The 19,605-nt window shown below is 39.5% G+C and carries 18 protein-coding genes; 15 read left to right on the forward strand and 3 right to left on the reverse strand.

Going from position 1 to position 19,605, the window contains the following annotated elements:
* The 3 genes from JN11_RS19405 to JN11_RS19415 all read left to right on the forward strand — a co-directional run.
* Positions 1 to 984: T9SS type B sorting domain-containing protein (locus JN11_RS19405; protein ID WP_144913909.1), on the forward strand; the 984-nt coding region annotated here is incomplete at its 5' end.
* A 28-nt stretch (positions 985 to 1,012) separates the two neighbouring features.
* Positions 1,013 to 1,948, forward strand: coding sequence for a PorP/SprF family type IX secretion system membrane protein (locus JN11_RS19410; protein ID WP_144913911.1), 936 nt, complete (start codon positions 1,013 to 1,015; stop codon positions 1,946 to 1,948).
* Between the two features lie 165 nt (positions 1,949 to 2,113).
* A complete protein-coding gene (locus JN11_RS19415; protein WP_144915251.1) occupies positions 2,114 to 3,070 on the forward strand; it encodes a sulfotransferase family protein in 957 nt (318 codons plus the stop codon).
* 1 nt (position 3,071) lies between these two features.
* Here the strand turns inward: JN11_RS19415 and cysC are convergent, their stop codons facing one another.
* The 3 genes from cysC to JN11_RS19430 all read right to left on the reverse strand — a co-directional run bounded on the left by cysC (position 3,072) and on the right by JN11_RS19430 (position 6,281).
* Complete coding sequence (gene cysC, locus JN11_RS19420; protein WP_144915253.1) at positions 3,072 to 3,596, reverse strand: adenylyl-sulfate kinase; 525 nt, start codon at positions 3,594 to 3,596, stop codon at positions 3,072 to 3,074.
* A 123-nt stretch (positions 3,597 to 3,719) separates the two neighbouring features.
* On the reverse strand, positions 3,720 to 5,039 hold the full coding sequence (locus JN11_RS19425; protein WP_144915255.1) for an SGNH/GDSL hydrolase family protein: 1,320 nt from the start codon (positions 5,037 to 5,039) through the stop codon (positions 3,720 to 3,722).
* An 18-nt stretch (positions 5,040 to 5,057) separates the two neighbouring features.
* On the reverse strand, positions 5,058 to 6,281 hold the full coding sequence (locus JN11_RS19430; RefSeq protein WP_144915257.1) for an OmpP1/FadL family transporter: 1,224 nt from the start codon (positions 6,279 to 6,281) through the stop codon (positions 5,058 to 5,060).
* Between the two features lie 243 nt (positions 6,282 to 6,524).
* Here JN11_RS19430 and JN11_RS19435 point away from each other — a divergent pair, with 243 nt between their 5' ends.
* From JN11_RS19435 to JN11_RS19490, 12 genes are all read left to right on the forward strand, one after another.
* A complete protein-coding gene (locus JN11_RS19435; protein ID WP_144915259.1) occupies positions 6,525 to 7,412 on the forward strand; it encodes a helix-turn-helix domain-containing protein in 888 nt (295 codons plus the stop codon).
* A 5-nt stretch (positions 7,413 to 7,417) separates the two neighbouring features.
* Positions 7,418 to 7,843, forward strand: a complete 426-nt coding sequence (locus JN11_RS19440; RefSeq protein ID WP_144915261.1) for a response regulator transcription factor — start codon at positions 7,418 to 7,420, stop codon at positions 7,841 to 7,843.
* Positions 7,844 to 7,943: 100 nt separating this feature from the next.
* On the forward strand, positions 7,944 to 8,465 hold the full coding sequence (locus tag JN11_RS19445) for a DUF4199 domain-containing protein (protein WP_144915263.1): 522 nt from the start codon (positions 7,944 to 7,946) through the stop codon (positions 8,463 to 8,465).
* A gap of 244 nt (positions 8,466 to 8,709) precedes the next feature.
* Positions 8,710 to 10,506 (forward strand): acyl-CoA dehydrogenase family protein, encoded by a 1,797-nt coding sequence (locus JN11_RS19450; RefSeq protein WP_144915265.1) that lies wholly within the window; start codon positions 8,710 to 8,712, stop codon positions 10,504 to 10,506.
* Between the two features lie 71 nt (positions 10,507 to 10,577).
* Positions 10,578 to 11,321 carry an electron transfer flavoprotein subunit beta/FixA family protein gene (locus JN11_RS19455; RefSeq protein ID WP_144915267.1) on the forward strand — a complete coding sequence of 248 codons (744 nt, stop codon included), beginning with the start codon at positions 10,578 to 10,580 and terminating at the stop codon, positions 11,319 to 11,321.
* Positions 11,322 to 11,346: 25 nt separating this feature from the next.
* Positions 11,347 to 12,324, forward strand: coding sequence for an electron transfer flavoprotein subunit alpha/FixB family protein (locus JN11_RS19460; protein ID WP_144915269.1), 978 nt, complete (start codon positions 11,347 to 11,349; stop codon positions 12,322 to 12,324).
* Between the two features lie 8 nt (positions 12,325 to 12,332).
* On the forward strand, positions 12,333 to 12,776 hold the full coding sequence (locus JN11_RS19465; protein ID WP_144915271.1) for an acyl-CoA thioesterase: 444 nt from the start codon (positions 12,333 to 12,335) through the stop codon (positions 12,774 to 12,776).
* Positions 12,777 to 12,792: 16 nt separating this feature from the next.
* Complete coding sequence (locus tag JN11_RS19470; RefSeq protein WP_144915273.1) at positions 12,793 to 13,056, forward strand: acyl-CoA-binding protein; 264 nt, start codon at positions 12,793 to 12,795, stop codon at positions 13,054 to 13,056.
* Between the two features lie 230 nt (positions 13,057 to 13,286).
* Entirely contained in the window at positions 13,287 to 15,668 is a 2,382-nt protein-coding gene (locus JN11_RS19475; protein ID WP_144915275.1) for a 3-hydroxyacyl-CoA dehydrogenase/enoyl-CoA hydratase family protein, read from the forward strand.
* A gap of 114 nt (positions 15,669 to 15,782) precedes the next feature.
* Positions 15,783 to 16,958 (forward strand): acetyl-CoA C-acyltransferase, encoded by a 1,176-nt coding sequence (locus JN11_RS19480; protein ID WP_144915277.1) that lies wholly within the window; start codon positions 15,783 to 15,785, stop codon positions 16,956 to 16,958.
* A 39-nt stretch (positions 16,959 to 16,997) separates the two neighbouring features.
* Positions 16,998 to 18,812: an AMP-dependent synthetase/ligase gene (locus tag JN11_RS19485; RefSeq protein WP_144915279.1), complete on the forward strand. Its 1,815-nt coding sequence runs from the start codon at positions 16,998 to 17,000 to the stop codon at positions 18,810 to 18,812.
* Positions 18,813 to 18,822: 10 nt separating this feature from the next.
* Positions 18,823 to 19,599 carry an enoyl-CoA hydratase/isomerase family protein gene (locus JN11_RS19490; RefSeq protein ID WP_144915281.1) on the forward strand — a complete coding sequence of 259 codons (777 nt, stop codon included), beginning with the start codon at positions 18,823 to 18,825 and terminating at the stop codon, positions 19,597 to 19,599.
* The last annotated feature ends 6 nt before the right edge of the window (positions 19,600 to 19,605 follow it).

Here is a 19,605-nt window from a genome sequence, read left to right on the forward strand (position 1 = left end):
GCATTAACGGTAACCTATTCAGGCTTTGTGAATGGCGATAGCCAGGCCAGTTTAACTACAGCAGCCACAGCAAGCACGACTGCCACCAGCAGTTCATCCGTAGGAGTTTATGCGATTACGCCAAGTGGAGCAGTAGACAATAACTATGCGATCACTTATATAAACGGAACACTAACGATAACAGATGCAGCTGCGACATTGACATTTGCGCAGATAGCGACCAAAACGTACGGGGATGCCGACTTTAATGGTGGCGCCACTACATCCGGCGGGGAGACCATTATTTATACGAGCAGCAATCCAGCAGTAGCGACAATTGTTAACGGGTCGATCCATATTACAGGAGCAGGTACTACAACGATCACCGCAACACTGGCAGCCAATGGTAATTATACTACTATCCCATCTATCAGCAGGCAGTTGGTAGTGAATAAGGCCCAGCAGACGATCAGCTTTGCAGCGATCCCGGTACAGCTGAAGGGTTCGCACTATGACCTGAGCACGATAACGGCCAGTTCAGGGCTTCCGGTAACGTTCAGTTCTGCCAATCCGCTGATAGCAGACATCCAGGGCAGCAGCCTCGGCGCCTTACAGCTGGGTAGTACAGAGATTACGGCAAGCCAGGCAGGAGATAACAACTATGAAGCAGCCACCAGCGTGATCCAGCCGGTAGTGATTATTGATGCCGCAGGTGATGACATCCTGGTACACCAGGCCGTATCACCGAATGGAGACGGGATCAATGATTTCTTATATATTGAAGGGATCCAGAACTATCCGGAGAATGAAGTGACGCTGATCAACCGCAATGGGGTGATCATTTACCAGGGCTTTAAATATGACAATACCTCGCATGTATTTGACGGGCACTCCAATCTCACCGGAGCGTTGCAGCAGGCAGGCACGTATTTCTACCGGGTAGAGATTGTAGTGAACGGAGAAAGAAAGAGCAAAACCGGCTACTTCGTACTAAAATATCAATAAAAGGAAGCAACCTGAATCAAAAAAAGAGATGAAATTGAAAAAGAGTCATAAGGTGAACAGAGCAGCCAGCGTGGTACTGTTACTATTAATAGGGATCCTGGTAGCCGGAAGTGTAAAAGGTCAGACGCAGCAGTTCAGTTATACCCAATACATGGATAACCTGACGCCGCTGAACCCGGCCTATTCATTGCTGGACAAGGCGGGATCGCTGAACATGCTGGGCAGGAAGGAATGGGTAGGGGTAGACGGGGCACCGACGACCTTCCTGTTCAACGGGAATATCCCGATTCCGACGATCAATGCAGCAGCGGGTCTGATTGTCATGAATGACCAGTTTGCCATAGAGCGGCAGACGGAGGTGAATGCCTATTTTGCCAAATCGATCCAGTTGGGTCCTGAGGCCTACCTGGGGGTGTCGCTGAATGCAGGTGTGCGGAACTATGTAGCCAATTACTCCCAACTGGCCGCCAATGACCCGGTATTTGCGACCGATGTGCGGCAGACCAAGCCGAATGTGGGCTTTGGGGTGATGTATTATACCGACTGGTATTACCTGGGGATATCGGTACCGGAACTGACTTTTACCAGCCTGGGAACAGCATCGATCCAGAACAATAATAACTTTATCAATCATTATTACTTTTCAGGGGCACTGATCACCAATATAGACGAAGACATCAAGTTCAAACCGGCCACGTTGTTCTCCTACGCCAGCGGGGTACCATTAGTGGCAGACTTCTCGGGCACCTTCTACCTGAAAGAGACGCTGGGACTAGGCGTGAACTACCGTACCAATAATGAGATGGCCGGCATCATTACGATCAATGTCAGCTCCTTCCATGTAGGCTACAGTTATCAGTTTGGTACTACCAGCAATAACCTGGGCGGCGCCAATATCCCTACCCATGAGGTTACCCTGAGCTATCGCTTTGGCAGAACCTCCGGGAATGCTAAACTGCTCTAAAAAAAGAGATTCATCTTAAATGATACAAAGGGCCTGTGATTGTAGATTACAGGCCCTTTTGATTTTGGAATTCTGTAGATGATTTATCCCCATTTTTAAACCAAGCACAAAATTCATATGTCTATAGCAATAAAAGATTATTTTTAACCATTATAATCGATATAAATGAATCAATCTGAACATCCTTTAAAAAGTTGGATACCTTATAAACTTGACTTGAAAAATGATGACAGCTTATTATGTAAATGGTTAAATACGTTTAATAAGCCATACATCGAACCATTTTTTGATGAAACGATCAGCAAATGCAAAGCACTTGATCAGCATATATTGAAATTTATAAGCGCAGCAGATCTTAGGGTTTTAGAAGATTGGGCGGCAGGTATTGAAAAAGTTGAGCCTACAGCTTTTATTTTTCATATTTCACGTTGCGGTTCTACGCTTGTTTCGCAGCTTTTAGGGATGAATGAGCAGAATATCTCTTTAGCTGAAGTGCCTTTTTTTGATGATATTTTAAGGTTGCCACTAAAAAAGAGTGATGTAAAAGAATTATATACAGGTAAACTACTAAGTGCTGCAATAAAATTTTACGGACAGAGAAGATTTGGTACAGAAACTAACTTATTTATAAAAACGGATAGCTGGCATGTTTTCTATTATAAGAAAATAAGACAATTGTATCCAGAAGTGCCATTTGTGTTTTTATATCGTACGCCAGATGAGGTATTTAATTCGCACCTTAAAAAGAGTGGGATGCAGGCTGTTCAGGGACTGATTGAACCGGAGCTGTTCGGATTAGACAATGTAGAAGTTGTACATATGCCACAGCGGGAATATATAGCGAAAATGATAGAAAGGTATCTGGAAATGTACCTGGAGATAATAGAAAGTGATAAATTGAGCCTTTTTCTGGATTACAAAGAAGGAATTATTCCTATTGTTAAAAAAATTGCTGCTTTTACCAAAGTGGAGATAGATGAAGATGAATTATCGACGATGGAAAACAGGATTCAATATCATTCAAAATATCCAAATGAGGCTTTTAGTGAGAAAAAAGTAATTTCGGTTATCCCAGAATTAGAAAGAGCTTTTGAATTGTATGGAAAAATGGAAATAAAGTGATTTATTTAAGTTGATCTTTTACAAATTGATAAAGTTTCGCTGCTGATTCATCGATACTTTCAAGGTGAGTGTCTAATTTAAAATCATAATTTAAAGGTGTTTCATAACAATCGTTTACACCGGTTAAATTGAATATTTTATCTGGATCTTCATCAGGTAATAATGCCCTTTTATATAGACCTTTGGTATCCCTTGATATCAGCGATTCGAGCTCACAATTTATCCAAACTGTTTTTGCATTATGTTTAAATTTTAATTCAGCCCGGGCTTCTTCGTACGGATTTATGGCTGCAATTATAATTGCATTATATTGAGCAACAAGTGATGCAGCAAGACCTCCTAAACGCCTGATGTTTTCAAGTCGATCGCTTTTTGAAAATCCTAGATCTTTACATAATGTTTTTCGGTATTGATCTCCATCCAATATTTCAATATTGATATTTTGAGCGGCAAATAATGGTTTTATCTTGTTGGAGAGTGTGGTTTTACCGCAGCCAGATAATCCGGTGAGTTGTATTATTAGCATTTGGATTTAACAATATTATGTGGGCCTAATTTAATGATTAAATAAGTTTACCCTAATATTCAGGCAATAAAAAGCCCCGGATAAATTATTGATCTATCCAGGGCTTTTTATAACTAATTAAGATTAAGGAAATTTCACTCCCCTGTAATTTGCAACGTTTGCTAGTGGGATATTTGATCCGTATTTACTATTAATAGCTTTAATAAATTCATTGGCAACTATTGCATAACCTCTTGGAGTTAAATGTACTCCATCAAGTGAAAATAAACCACCGCTAATGTAATTTGAATTCAGATTTAAACCGTCAATAACCAAGCCGTTTTGTTTTATATTATTCAAAAATGTATAAGCATCAAATACAGCTAAACCTTTTGAAGCAGCAATTGATGTAATAGTGCTATTGAAAGAAAGTACGTGCTCTTGAGTAAGCGCAATTTCATTTGCATCTAATACATATTGATTATCAATTGGAGAATAAGGAGTTAAGCCATAGGGTAATTCTCCGTAAGGAGTTGAAACAAGCTGGCCAATCATACTTGTAGGGAAAGTTAATACAATTAAATCTTTAGCTGTGGCTAGTCTTGGAGCATATGTGGTACCTGAAACTAATGCATTTATATAAATGCCCTGTACTGCAGGATTTAATTTTTGTACTCCCGCAACTATAGCATTAACAGTTACCGTATTAAAATAAGGTATAGAAGTTACGTCGGGAATGGTCGCAACTACTCCTTTGGCACCGGTTGCTGTTAACTTGCTTATTGATAAGCTGTATAACTGAGCAAAGGTTGTTTCATCAGTCAATACATCGCCCGCACCTCCTGAAGTTGCATACAAAAGGGCATCGTTATTACCCAACCAGTCAGAAAAGAAAGTAAATGGTTTTGCAGTTACAAAATCCAGATAATCGGTTGTATTGGTTGGTGCATCATTAGGTAACAGGCGCTCAAAATAACCATTGAGGTTACCATATGGGGCGTATGTAATGTTGAGTAATTTAATTCCGGGAACGCCATAGTTTTCAATATCGCCGGTATATTTTGTGTATAGCGTCACATTTCCAAAACCAGGAACAGGTAAAATACCTCTTATAGCTAAATCTGTAGTAACGGGTGTAGTAATAGGTGTTCCATCTGCATTAAAGCCTGTTAATTGTAAATATCCAGAGCCATTGGCTTGTGCGGATGTAAATAATGGTTGATTAAAAGAGCCGCCCCCTACAGATTGCATCTGACCAGCCATAATTGATGGATAGGAGTTGAGTTGTCCATCTAAATAAAGGCCTCCATCAGCATAACCGGCAGTTAAGGAGTTACCGACTGCTATGAATCTTGAAAAATTTGCGGATCCGTGGGTGAGTTGTGCGGTTTTTACTTCGGGTTTACATGCCGCAAGTAAAAATAAACCCGCAATTATATAAATATGTTTTTTTAGAAATTTCATTTGCTTAAATATTAAATTTTACCAATGATAAGAAAGTGATACACCTGGGATATAAATATTTGATTCGTAAGTGCCCGACAACTGATATTGAATATTGGTTGATGTACGGCTTAACAAATGCTCAAATTCAAATGATGCATCCAAATCCAGATGTTTACTTATCAGGTAGCCAAAACCACCGGTAAAATACACCCGGTTGGCATCAGGGGCTTCAGGAGTAACATAGCTATCGCCAACTGCTGTAGTTGCGAAGCCTCCGCCAAAGCGCCATGCTGTTCTGGGAGATGATTTATACTGTGCGCCTGCCCTGAATGTAAAAGCATCATTATAATTTCTTGGTGAAACGGTGTTCTGTAAATCAGGTGTGGTGTATTTGTAATCAAACTCTAAAGTCTTATAAACGTTCCAGCTGGTAATGTTCATATCTAAAGCTAATGTCCATTTAGGCGATGGATAAAAACCTATACCAACTGAATTAACTGCAGGTAGTGGGATAGTTGATTTAAATGTGTTAGGTTGAGGGAAATAGCTTTGAAGGGCTGTTGGAACGGTAAATATAGCATTACCATTATTAATGGTGGTAGAAACACCACTACGGTGTGTTATACCAACTGTAACGCCTGATTCTGTTTTAAAATAGATGCCGGCGTTCCATCCGTATCCATGACCGGTGCCTTTTAACTCTGCTTGTCCGTCTTGTCCTGCCTGATTGGCAAGCGGTATAGCCTGCGTAAGATCAACACTGCCCCGGTTATAAACAAAACCGCCACCAATACTTACAAAGTCGGCAAGTTTAATGCTTAATGTGGGTTGAAAATAAATGGCTTTTAAATTGAGACTTTCCAATACATATTTCCCCTGCCAGTTATCGCCCCAGTCTGTTAAACCACCAAATGGGGTATAAACGCCAAAGCCAAATTTCCACCAGGATGATTTTGGACCCCATACTCCGTAAAAAGTAAATGGAGGAGCAATTTTGTTTAAAGTATGGTACTGAACGTTGGAGCCTGAGGGGTTAAAAACCGACTGGAATACCAACGGACTAATACCTGCCTGAACATAATTTTCGGGCAGCATAGCCACTGCACCCGGATTGAAAAATACAGATGCACCATCCGTTAAAAGACCAGTGCCGGTATGGCCCATGCCAATTTGTTTTTCACCTTCAAGATTAACCTGGAAGCCTTGCGAAAATGCACATACTGGCAATGCCAACCATAGTAGGAGTAATAGTTTTCTCATAAAATAATAATTGGTTTATAATATTAATAGCCCGGTGTATTAGGTTACCACTACATAACTATTAAAACATAAAAGTAGTTTGGTTTGAAATGAAAAAAAGGGCTATAATGCGGAGATATTAGTCAAAAAGTCGGATAATATATACTATAAGTAATAATGTTAATTTGAAGAAAAAAAACTACAGCTTCAATTTAAAAAAAATCACTTAAATAATTTCGGTAAAAAATTATATATTGTAAGGCTATGAGTAGAAAAATAGGACAATTAAGCCTCTCGAAATTTGCTTATCTGTATGCTGATAAACTTGCCGGGGCAGACTTTTTTGTGGCTGATGAAAAACAATTATTAAGCTTAAGTGAATATCCTTACCGCTCAGATGGTTATATAGTTGGTATATGTACACGGGGCACAGCTCAGGTTGAGGTAAACCTACAGGTTTATGAAGCCAAGCCAGATGCTATGCTTTTGGCAACCCCTTTTCACGTTTTAAGGATTTATAACAGTAGTGATGATTTTTTATGCAGGTTTATAGTTTTCAGTAAAGCATTTTTGACGGAAAATAGTGTAAATAGCCATTTTTTAGAATCGTTCAGTTATTTTAAAAGCACCTCATTACCGGTGATATTCTTGGATAGTGCGGATGCTAAAATGATTTTGGATATCTATTTACTAATACAGCAAAAGCTGGAGAGGGAAGGACATCCTTATCACGTTGAAATATCAAGAAGTATTTTAATAACATTGTTATACGAAGTGCAAGCTGCTTATGAGAAACAACATTCTATAGTAAAAGGTAAACAGACCCGTAAACAGGAGTTGAATATGCTTTTTCAAGATATGGTTTTTCAGCATTATAAGGAACATCGTAGTGTGCAATATTATGCAGATGCTTTATTTGTATCGCCCAAACATCTAACAGAAACTATTAAAGAAGTTACCGGTAGAACAGCTGGAGAATGGATAGATGATGCAGTTGTATTAGAAGCTAAAGTATTATTAAGAAATCACGATATCAGTATTGCCCGTGTGGCCGAGGATATACATTTTCCTGATCAATCTTCATTTGGTAAATATTTTAAGAAACACGCGGGTATGTCTCCATCTGATTACAGAATGGTATCGGCACATTAAAAACAATGAAACAAATTGTTATTGCATTTGGCCTACTAATAACGGCATTGCTGGTGTTATTCCGCATTGCTGGCATCTATAACTTTTGGGATAAAAGCAATACTACCACCTGGATAGCTGCCTTCAGTTTGCTATTTTTAGTGATCGGGATAATAATAAGCAGGAAATTATTCAACAAAACAATCATTGTTACCGAACAAAAACAGGGAGTAATTAATGATGAAAAGTTACTGCAAAGCGGATTGAGTAAACGGGAGGCCGAAATTCTTTTACTGATCTATGAGGGTTTATCTAACCAGCAGATTGCTGATAAATTATTTCTTTCTGAAAACACCATTAAAAAACATATTTCCAATATTTTTCAGAAATTGAGGGTTGAGCGGCGCACTGAAGCCATAAAAAAGGCGATGGAGCTATCCATTATTGGCTAATACTAAAGTTGTATTTTTATTTATTAAGCTCAAATACTGCTTAAGTATTAGGTCATATTGAAATACTGCTGTTAATTTTAATTCAAAAATCATTAAGATCATGAAAAAAACAGCTTTACGTTATGGCGGGTACGCAGCACTTGCCGAACTATTATTTTTTGTACTTACCTGGCTTATTATACGTCTCACCGGCATAGGGCATAAAGCACAAGGCAATATTGGCTGGGCCGATCTTTTATGCCCGCTGGTGTTTGTTTATTTTGGGATACGATATTATCGAGACCATGTCAATAACGGCAGTATTACTTTTTTACAGGCCCTAAAAATAGGCTTACTAATAGTTTTAATACCTGCTTTTGCATTCGCATTAATTGAAACTACTTATGTGATCTATATCAATCCGAAGTTTTATGAAACGGTTTACACTTTCGATATTGAGGAGTATAGAAAAACACTATCTCCTGCCCAATTTGACATCAAATTAAAAGAACTTAAACAGCAGGTGGCTCTAAGCAATAATCCATTTTTTAATTTCGGCATGATGGTATTAACTATAATGGCTTTAGGTACTATAATAACGATTATCTCAGCTATATTATTAAAACGCCGGTTAAAGCTTTAGAATTAATAAATTGACTTAAAACCTCCTTTCCGACTTTTTGACTAATATCTCCGCATTGCAGACCTTTCATTGCTTTGCCGGGGAATATAATTTTACCGTTAATTATAAAACTTAATTAAGCCACCATTTCTGAATGGGTTTGGCTTAACAAATGCCAAAAAACAGATACAGGCCGCAATTTGTTGCACCTATACCAGTTGTATTAACGTAAAACTAAAAGATCAACATAATTAATTATTTAATCATGAATGCCACAGAATCTGTAAAAGCTATAAAAGGCGGAGAGTTTTTGATAAGGGAAACTGCCGCCGAAAGTATTTTTATTCCGGAAGAATGGAATGAGGAGCAATTAATGATAGCTGAAACTTGTACTAACTTTTTAGCGCAACACATTACTCCCAATTTAAACCGCATTGATGAACAAGAAGAGGGTTTAATGGCCCATCTAATGGAAGAGGCTGGAAACCTGGGCTTATTAGGTATTTCTGTGCCTGAAGAATATGGTGGTTTTGGAAAGGATTTTAAAACATCCATGCTGGTTACCGAAAAATTAGGAGCAGGGCACTCTTTTTCTGTAGCTTTTTCGGCACATACGGGTATAGGTACATTACCAATATTGTACTATGGTAATGATGCACAAAAGCAAAAATATATCCCTAAACTGGCAAGCGGCGAATGGAAAGGGGCCTATTGCCTTACAGAACCCGGCGCCGGATCAGATGCAAACTCAGGCAAAGCAAGAGCAAGATTATCTGAAGATGGTAAACACTATCTGATTAATGGTCAGAAAATGTGGATCACCAATGCAGGTTTTGCAGATGTGTTTACTGTTTTTGCCAAAATTGATAATGACGAAAACCTGAGCGCATTTATTGTTGAAAAGGATCTTGAAGGATTATCTTTAAATACCGAAGAACATAAAATGGGTATAAAAGGAAGTTCAACTCGCCAGGTGTTTTTTAATGATTGCAAAGTGCCTGTTGAAAACTTGCTTTCTGAGCGCCAAAACGGATTCAAGATTGCGGTAAATATTTTAAATCTTGGTCGTATTAAATTAGGTGGTGGTACCATAGGTGCAAGCAAGGATGTTATTTCATTGGCCATAAAATATGCTAATGAGCGAGAGCAATTTGGAAGGCCTATCTCCAAATACGGGGCCATTCGTTATAAATTAGCTCAACAGGCAATCCGTACTTACGCTTCTGAGGCTGCAATTTACCGCGCCAGCCAGAATATGGAAGAAGCGACCGACATGCTGGTTGAATCAGGAATGGATGAAATTAAAGCTAAGCTTAAAGGGACCGAGCAATACGCCATTGAAGCCGCTATTATAAAAGTACACGCCTCTGAAACATTGGACTATGTAGTAGATGAAGGTGTGCAGATTTATGGGGGAATGGGTTTTAGTGCTGAGGCACCAATGGACAGGGCTTATCGTGACTCAAGAATCAACAGGATTTTTGAGGGAACAAATGAGATTAACAGGATGTTAACCGTTGATATGATGCTGAAACGCGCTATGAAGGGTGAGCTTGATTTAATGGGGCCTGCACAAAAAGTAGCCGGTGAATTAATGAGCATTCCTGACTTTGGCGGTGCCGAAGAAGATGGCTTGTTCTCTAAAGAAAAGAAATACATAGCAGGTTTCAAAAAAGCTATTTTGATGGTAGCTGGTGCCGCTGTTCAAAAACTAATGACACAATTGGGTAAAGAACAGGAAGTACTAATGAACCTGGCAGATATGTTGATTGAACTTTATGTGAGCGAATCATTACAGCTACGGGTTGAAAAACTGGTAGGCATAAAAGGAGAGGATGCCTGCAAAGAACAACTGGACATAATGAGGGTTTATGTTTATGAAGCAGCTGAACGCATTTTAAAATCAGGAAAAGAAGCATTAAACTCTTTTGCGGAGGGCGATGAACTGAGAATGATGCTGATGGGATTAAGACGTTTTACCAAAACTGAAGATTTTAATACTACCCAGGCCCGTAGAAATGTTGCAGCGAAATTGATTGCTGAAAATAAATATTGTTTCTAAACCGACCTTTATAATTAATACGAATTGCCTCCGGTGTTAAGCCGGGACAATTCTTTTTACAAAACTACTCTATGAAGATATTAGTGTGTATAAGCCAAGTGCCCGACACCAGTACTAAAATTATATTAAAAGACAATAATACCGCCATCAGCAGTGATGGTGTAACTTACATCATTAATCCTTACGATGAATGGTATGCTTTAATCCGGGCTTTGGAATTAAAGGAAACAGGTGTGGCAAGTGATGTGCATTTAATAACCGTTGGTAAAGCGGATGTTGAGCCAATTATCAGAAAGGGCCTGGCATTGGGAGGTGATGAAGCCATCCGCATTGATGCGGCCGCTAATGATCCGTATGAAACGGCCAGTTATATTGCCGAATATGCCAAAAGTGTTGGCTATGACCTGATTTTATGTGGTAAGGAATCTATTGATTATAATAACGGTGTTACTGGCGTTATGATTGCCGAATTATTGGATGCAGATTATATCGGTTTTGCTGCAAGTATTCAGATTGAAGGTAATACAGCAATAGTTAATCGTGAAATTGAAGGTGGCGAAGAGACAGATACCTGTAGTTTACCGGTAGTAATAGCCTGTCAAAAAGGTGTTGCAGAAGCACGTATTCCTAATATGCGTGGTATAATGGCTGCGCGTACACGTCCGCTAAAGGTAGTTACTCCAACTGCTGTAGCGCCTGTAGCTGCAATTTTATCGTACGAAATGCCACCTGCTAAAGCTGGTATTAAACTGGTTGATCCGGATAATATGGACGAATTGGTTGAGTTGCTGCATTCAGAGGCAAAAGTTATTTAATCTATCCTAAAAATTAAAACGAAAAATGTCAGTATTAGTATTGGTAGAGCATACCGAAGGAATTATAAAAAAGAAAAACTTTGAAGCTGTTCAATATGCTTCACAAATAGCCAAACAAACTGGAACAACAGCAACGGCTGTTGTTTTAGGCAGTGCATCAGCAGCAGAAATGGAAAGTTTGGGTGAATATGGTGCGGAAAAAGTACTGCATATTGCTGATCCCCGTTTAGACGAATTGCATGCCCGTGCCTATGCAAAAGCACTTATTGCTGCCGCAGAAAAGGAAGGAAGCACGGTAATTATAACCCTGAATGATATTAATGGGAGAGCTGTAGCTCCCCGTGTTGCCGTTAAATTGAAAGCGGGCCTGGTGGCTGGTGCTTTATCATACCCCGATACAGCAGAAGGCTTTTTAATTAAAAAAACAGTATTTTCAGGCAAGGCCTTTGCCTTTGTAAATGTTTTGAGCGATGTAAAGGTAATTACGTTGATGCCTAATTCATTTCAGATCAATAAAGGAGAAGGCAAAGCAACTGTTGAAAAGCTGGATGTGAATTTTGATGAAAAAGACTTTGGAATAAAAGTAAAACAGGTAAACAAAGTTACAGGAGAGGTTTCTCTTGCAGATGCCGAGCTGGTTGTTTCCGGCGGAAGAGGTATGAAAGGTCCTGAAAATTGGGGATTAATTGAGGATTTGGCAAAAGAATTAGGCGCTGCTACAGCTTGTTCAAGGCCGGTTGCCGATTCGCATTGGCGTCCACATCATGAACATGTGGGGCAAACAGGCGGTACAATTCGCCCTAATTTATACATAGCTGCTGGTATATCCGGAGCAATACAACATTTGGCCGGGGTTAACGGATCAAAAATTATTGTGGTGATTAATAAAGATCCGGAAGCACCATTTTTTAAGGCTGCCAATTACGGTGTGATAGGCGATGCTATGGAAGTATTGCCCAAACTAACGGCTGCAGTTAAAAAGTATAAAGCGTCTCACAAATAGTTCATAATATGAATATATACTATGAAGGACAGGTGTTATGGTCGCAGATTGATGCTAATCAACACTTGCGGCACTCTGCCTATGCCGATTTTGCCGCGCAGGCTCGGTTAAATATGATGCAGCAGTTGGGCTTAAAACCTATACTGTTATTGGAACAAAAAATTGGGCCCGTATTATTCAGGGAAGAGCTTCTCTATTTACGCGAAGTAGCATTAAATGATACCATCAGAATGACTTGTGAGCTTTCAAAAGCAAGGGCTGATGGTTCAAGATGGTCAATAAGGCATGAAATGTATCGTGAAGACGGTGTGAAAGCGGCTATTATTAATGTAGATGGCGCCTGGATAGACATGGTAAAGCGCAAGCTGTGTTTGTTACCTGTTGACATAAGCGAATTGTTTATGAAGGCTCATAAAACAGCCGATTATATTGAAGAACAACCTAAATCATAATAAATAATAAAAGAAAATGACTGAGTTAAAAGATATTTTTGAAGTAGCCGTTAAAGAAAGTAAGGAACTGTCGTCAAAACCTGATAATGAAACATTATTAAAAATTTATAGTTTATACAAACAGTCAACAGAAGGCGATATCAATATAGATCCGCCTGCAGGTATGTTTGATTTTGTAGCTAAAGCAAAATATGATGCCTGGTTAAAATTGAAAGGGACATCTCGTGAGGATGCGATGAAACAATATATTAACCTGATTACCGATTTATCTGGTAAATAAATAAGAAATAAGTTCCGAAATATTGACAAATGTTTCCGTCATTTAGACCTTTGTTAAATCATCCTTAAAAGGATATTTGCTATATACAAACCAATACCAATTATTAAAATCATTTCGCGCACAGTTTGTGTTTTATAAAAATGCATTAAAGAATAAATTAAAGTATTTTTAGTTTGTTCTTTAACTGCTCCTGAAATTAATATTATAACCTTTTAAAATAAACGTATTGCATGGATGCCAAAAGAGTAATAAAAAAAGTAGCTGTACTGGGTTCAGGTGTAATGGGCAGCCGCATTGCCTGTCACTTTGCGAACATTGGTCTTCAGGTGCTCTTATTAGATATTGTGCCGAAAGATGCGCCGGATAACGATAAAAAGATCCGAAATAAAATTGTAAATGATGCTCTAGATTTTGCTTTAAAATCTAACCCTTCGCCCATTTATTTAAAATCATTTGCAAAGCGTATTACAACGGGGAATTTTGATGACGACATATCCAAAATTGCTGAATGTGATTGGGTAATTGAAGTGGTAGTTGAACGTTTGGATATAAAACAGAGGGTTTTTGAAAACGTTGAGAAACACCGCAAGCCCGGAACATTGATCACCTCAAATACCTCAGGCATTCCTATACATTTGATGGCCGAGGGCAGGAGTGAAGATTTTAAGCAGCATTTTTGTGGCAGCCACTTCTTTAATCCGCCACGATATTTGAAATTGCTGGAGATTATTCCAACTAAAGATACATTGCCCGCAGTAACTGATTTTTTAATGGAGTTTGGAGAAAAATTCCTCGGAAAAACAACTGTTTTGGCTAAAGATACCCCTGCATTTATCGGTAACAGGGTAGGCGTGTTCAGCATTATGAGTGTGTTGAACTACGTAAATAAAACAGGTATGACGGTTGAGGAGGTAGATAAACTTACCGGCCCGGTAATCGGTCACCCAAAATCGGCAACTTTCCGTACCAGTGATGTGGTGGGTTTGGATACTATGATCCACGTGGCTAACGGGCTTTATGAAAATGCACCGAAAGATGAAGCCAGGGATATATTTAAGATCCCCGATTTTGTTACCGGTATGGCTAAAAATAATTGGCTTGGTAGTAAAACTAACCAGGGCTTTTATAAAAAGGAAAAGGTTGATGGCGTAAACCAGTTTTATGCACTCGATCTGAAAACATTGGAGTACAAACCATCGCAAAAAGTAAAATTCCCTTCACTGGAAACTACCAAAACTGTTGACAGTTTAAAAGATCGACTTAAAATACTTTTTGCAGCTAAGGATAAAGCAGGAGATTTTTACCGAGCTACCTTTTATGAGCTGTTTGCCTACGCCAGCAACCGTATTCCCGAAATTGCAGATGAACTATACAAGATAGATGCTGCCACAAGCGCAGGCTTCGGTTGGGAAATGGGGCCTTTTGAGAAATGGGACGCTCTTGGTGTTGAAGAAACGGTAAAGGCTATGGAAGCTGCCGGAAATAAACCCGCACAATGGGTTTATGACATGCTTGCATCTGGTGCAAAAAACTTTTATAAAGTTGAAGGTGGCAAACGCTTGTACTATGATATCCCATCCAAAACTTATAAGGTAATTCCAGGAACGGAAAGTTTTATTTTACTTGATAATATCCGCCCAACACATACCGTATGGAAAAATAGCGGTACTACCATAACTGACATTGGCGATGGGATACTTAACCTGGAGTTCCATACCAAAATGAACACCATTGGCGGCGATGTAATTGAAGGTATTAATAAAGCTATAACCCTTGCTGAAAAAAGTTACAAAGGTTTAGTGATATCAAATGAAGGGGCCAATTTCAGTGCAGGTGCTAATGTGGGAATGATATTTATGATGGCTGTGGAGCAGGAGTTTGATGAGTTGAATATGGTGATCAAGGCTTTTCAAAACACCATGATGCGTATTCGTTATTCTTCTATTCCGGTAGTGGCTGCGCCTCGTCAAATGGCTTTAGGCGGCGGCTGCGAGTTGTGCTTACATGCCGATAAGGTAGTCGCTCACGCAGAATTATACATGGGCCTGGTTGAGTTTGGCGTTGGATTGATACCCGGCGGCGGCGGTACCAAGGAGTTCGCTTTAAGATTATCCGACGAATTGCAGGATGGTGATATCGAACTGAATAATTTCAGGGATCGGTTTTTAACCATTGGTCAGGCAAAGGTATCTACCTCAGCTTATGAAGCTTTTGAGTTGGGTTACCTGAAAAAAGGCCGAGATATAGTTGTGGTTTCACAAAACAGATTATTAGCTGAAGCCAAACAGCAGTGTCTGCAACTTGCAGATGAGGGTTATGTACAACCGATACAGCGTAGTGATATCAGGGTATTAGGTAAACAGGCACTTGGTTTGGGTTACGTAGGTGCCAATACTATGTTCAGTGGTAATTACATCAGCGAGCATGATGTGAAAATCTCACAGAAACTGGCTTACGTAATGTCCGGCGGCGATTTGTCACAACCATCCATTGTAAATGAAGAATACTTGCTCGGATTGGAGCGGGAAGCCTTTGTATCCCTGTGTATGGAAAAGAAGACCCTGGAAAGGATTCAATCCATTTTAACAGGTGGAAAAGTATTAAGGAACTAGACTTTTAGAGTAAATATCCGGGAGAGTTAAATTAAATTAAGAACCAGGAATCAAAAGAATAATATGAAATCCAAATTTCTATTCTTCGCTCTTGATTCTCCAAATAAAAACTAAATGAACGCATACATAGTGGCTGCAAGCCGTAGTGCTGTTGGAAAGGCAACAAAAGGTGGTTTAAGGTTTACAAGGCCCGACTCTCTTGCTGCTGATGTTATAAAACACCTGGTAGCTTCTGTTCCCAATGTAGATAAGGAACAGATTGATGATGTAATTGTTGGTAATGCAACCCCCGAAGCAGAACAGGGCTTAAATGTAGCCCGACTGATTTCATTAATTGCATTAGATACCGATAAAGTTCCAGGGATGACAGTAAATCGTTATTGCGCATCAGGTTTGGAAACTATCGCTATCGCGGCAGCAAAAATACATAGCGGTATTTCTGATTGCATAATAGCGGGTGGTGTTGAAAGCATGAGCCTACTACCAATGGGCGGCTGGCGTGTGGTACCTAATGCAGATGTTGCCCTGGCGCATCCTGATTATTATTGGGGTATGGGCCTTACCGCTGAAGCCGTTGCCCGTGAGTATAAAGTGAGTAGGGAAGAGCAGGATCAGTTTGCCTATAATTCTCATCAAAAAGCGATAACTGCCATTAAAGAGGGGAAATTTAAAGACGAAATTGTGCCTGTTAATATTGTAGAAACCTATGTGGATGAAAGTGGCAAAAAGAAAAAACGCGAATTTAAGGTAGATACAGACGAGGGCCCCCGCGCAGATACTTCATTGGATGCTTTGTCTAAATTGAAACCTGTTTTTGATGCCAGAGGTGTTGTTACTGCAGGTAATTCATCCCAAACAAGCGATGGTGCTGCTTTTGTAATGGTGGTAAGCGAAAAGTTTATGAAGCAAAACAACCTTACACCAATTGCCCGTATGGTGAACTATGCTGTTGCAGGCGTTCCTCCGCGCATTATGGGTATTGGCCCGTTGGTGGCTATACCGAAAGTACTGAAGCTTGCAGGAATGAAACAACAAGACATTGACCTGATTGAACTAAATGAGGCCTTTGCTTCCCAATCATTAGCTATTATAAAAGGATTGGAACTAAATCCCGATATTGTAAATGTGAATGGTGGTGCCATAGCGCTCGGTCATCCATTGGGTTGTACTGGGGCTAAACTTTCTGTTCAGTTATTTAACGAACTGAAAAAACGCGATAAAAAGTATGGCATGGTTACCATGTGTGTAGGTACGGGCCAGGGTGCGGCGGGGATATTTGAATTATTATAGATTTTATCAGGTCATTTTAACTTATAACCGGTTTTACGAATGGAAAAAGCAACAAGATTATTTGATTGCATGGCAGTTCAGGCAAAAGAGCCTAGAACCGACTTGTTGAACGCTAAAGTAAACGGAAGCTGGAAAGCTTATAGCACATCTGAAGTGCATGGTATGGTTTACCAGTTAACCCAGGCATTGCTTGATTTAGGTGTTTCTACCGGCGATGGTACAGTTGAAGGACGTGATAAAATAGGTTTAATAAGTGCAGGCAGGCCAGAGTGGGTAATAACTGATTTAGCGGTACAGCTCACCGGGGCAGTATTGGTTCCACTATATCCCAACACTAACACAAAGGAAATTGAACAAATATTAATTGAATCCGAGGTAAAGTATTTGTTTGTAAGTACGAAAGAATTGTTTGAAAAAGCAAAGCTCGTACACGCCAATGTGCCATCATTAAGAACCATTTTTTCTTTTGATGAGCTGGAGAATTGCCCTAACTGGACAGAATTGTTCAAGCCGCTGAGATCAGGATATGAAGAAAGAATTAGCGAGGTAAGTGATAAAGTTAAAGAGGATGATGTTACCACTATAATTTATACCTCAGGCACAACAGGCAGACCGAAAGGGGTAATGCTTACCCATAAAAACATTTTAAGTAATGTAAGAGGTTCGGGCGAGATACTTGCTCAGATACCGATAAAAGAGAAAACCGCCTTGAGTTTTTTACCATTGAATCATATCTTCGAGAAGATGGTGACTTACATTTATTTGTTCTACGGTTTCTCAGTTTCGTACGCCGAAAATATGGATACCATTGGCGCTAACATGAAGGAAGTGAAGCCTTATTTGTTTACCGCTGTTCCGCGGGTGCTGGAGAAAGTGTTTGAAAAAATAATGATCGAGGGCCAGAAACTAACTGGTATAAAAAGAAAGATTTTCTTCTGGGCAGTAAGTATTGGTGATGAGTTTGAGATTGGTAAAAATAGCATCGGATACAAACTTAAACTGGCCTTAGCTGATAAACTGGTATTTAGTAAATGGCGCAATGCCATAGGGGGCAATGTAAAGGCTATTGTAGTCGGAAGTTCATCATGCCCGATAAGATTGGAGAAAATATTTACTGCTGCTGATATGGTTGTTATAGAAGGATACGGTTTAACGGAAACATCGCCGGTTATAGCAGTAAACCATTATGCCGAAAATGGCAGAAAATTTGGGACAGTTGGGCCATTGTTGAATGGTGTACAGGTTAAAATAGCCGAAGATGGCGAAATACTGTGTAAGGGGCCTAATATTATGGCGGGATATTATAAAAATCCCGAATTAATGGCTGAGGTCTTGGTGGATGGATGGTTCCATACTGGTGATATCGGCACATTAGATGAAAATAATTTCCTGAAAATAACAGATCGTAAAAAAGAGATATTTAAAACATCGGGTGGTAAATATGTGGCTCCGTTACCTATTGAAAATAAGATGAAGGAAAACTACTTCATTGAGCAGATGATGGTAGTAGGGTCTGAACGGAAATTCGCAGCTGCGCTTATTGTTCCATCGTACACTAACCTTAAACCATGGTGCAAAAAGAATGATATCCCTTTTACATCACACAAAGAACTTTTAAAAGATAAGCGGGTTATTGATATGTACCAATCTATCATTGATACTTATAATCCAGAGTTTAACCACGTAGAGCAGGTGAAAAAGATTACTTTATTACCTGATGAGTGGTCGGTAGATACCGGCGAACTTACGCCAACCGGAAAAATGAAACGAAAGATCATCACCGAAAAATACAAAGTAGAGATAGACAAAATGTATGCAGGCGAAGTAAGTGAAAACCCGGCCCTGGTAAATTAATTGAACGCAGATGGATACTTTTCAAATTAAACTTCGTGACAGGTTAGCTATTATTGCTTTAGACCATGGCCGATCTAACCCGGTTAATCATCAAATGGTTAAGGAATTAACCACCATTGTTAAAAGCATAAATACCGACGATAATATCAGTGGTTTACTCCTTACCGGAAAAGAAGGTTTTTTTTCATCGGGGATTGACCTGATCGAGGCTTATGAATATGATGAGGCACAAAGCAGGCAGTTTTGGAGTGATTTTCTGGAATTACAAAAAGTGATGGTGTCTTTCAAAAAGCCAATGGTTGCTGCCATAAGTGGCCATAGTCCGGCAGGCGGGTGCGTTTTGGCTATATGCTCTGACTACAGGGTAATGGCCGAAGGTAAGTTTGTGATCGGGTTGAATGAGATTCCTGTGGGTATCATTGTTCCTGATGGTATTTTTGATTTATATGCCTTTTGGCTGGGAAAACGTAAAGCCTATCAGTATTTGATGGAAGGCAAGTTACTTAGTGTTAACGAAGCATTTGAATCAGGTTTGATAGATGAAATAAGCGCTCCTGAGAGCTTATTAAACACCGCCGAAAAGAAGATTAGAACTTATATGCAATTTAGTCCCGTTACCTGGAGTCAAAGTAAATTAAATCTTCGGAAGGAATTAATTAATAAGTTGAACAGTGATCAAACGGAACTATTAGATAAAATGCTTCAACAATGGTGGGCACCTGCAACCCGTAAAGGGCTACAATTAATGATTGAGAATTTAAAATCAAAAAGCGCTGCTACTAAATAATTTGTT

Origin of the sequence: Mucilaginibacter frigoritolerans, from assembly GCF_007830615.1 — a bacterium.
Lineage (GTDB): Bacteria > Bacteroidota > Bacteroidia > Sphingobacteriales > Sphingobacteriaceae > Mucilaginibacter > Mucilaginibacter frigoritolerans.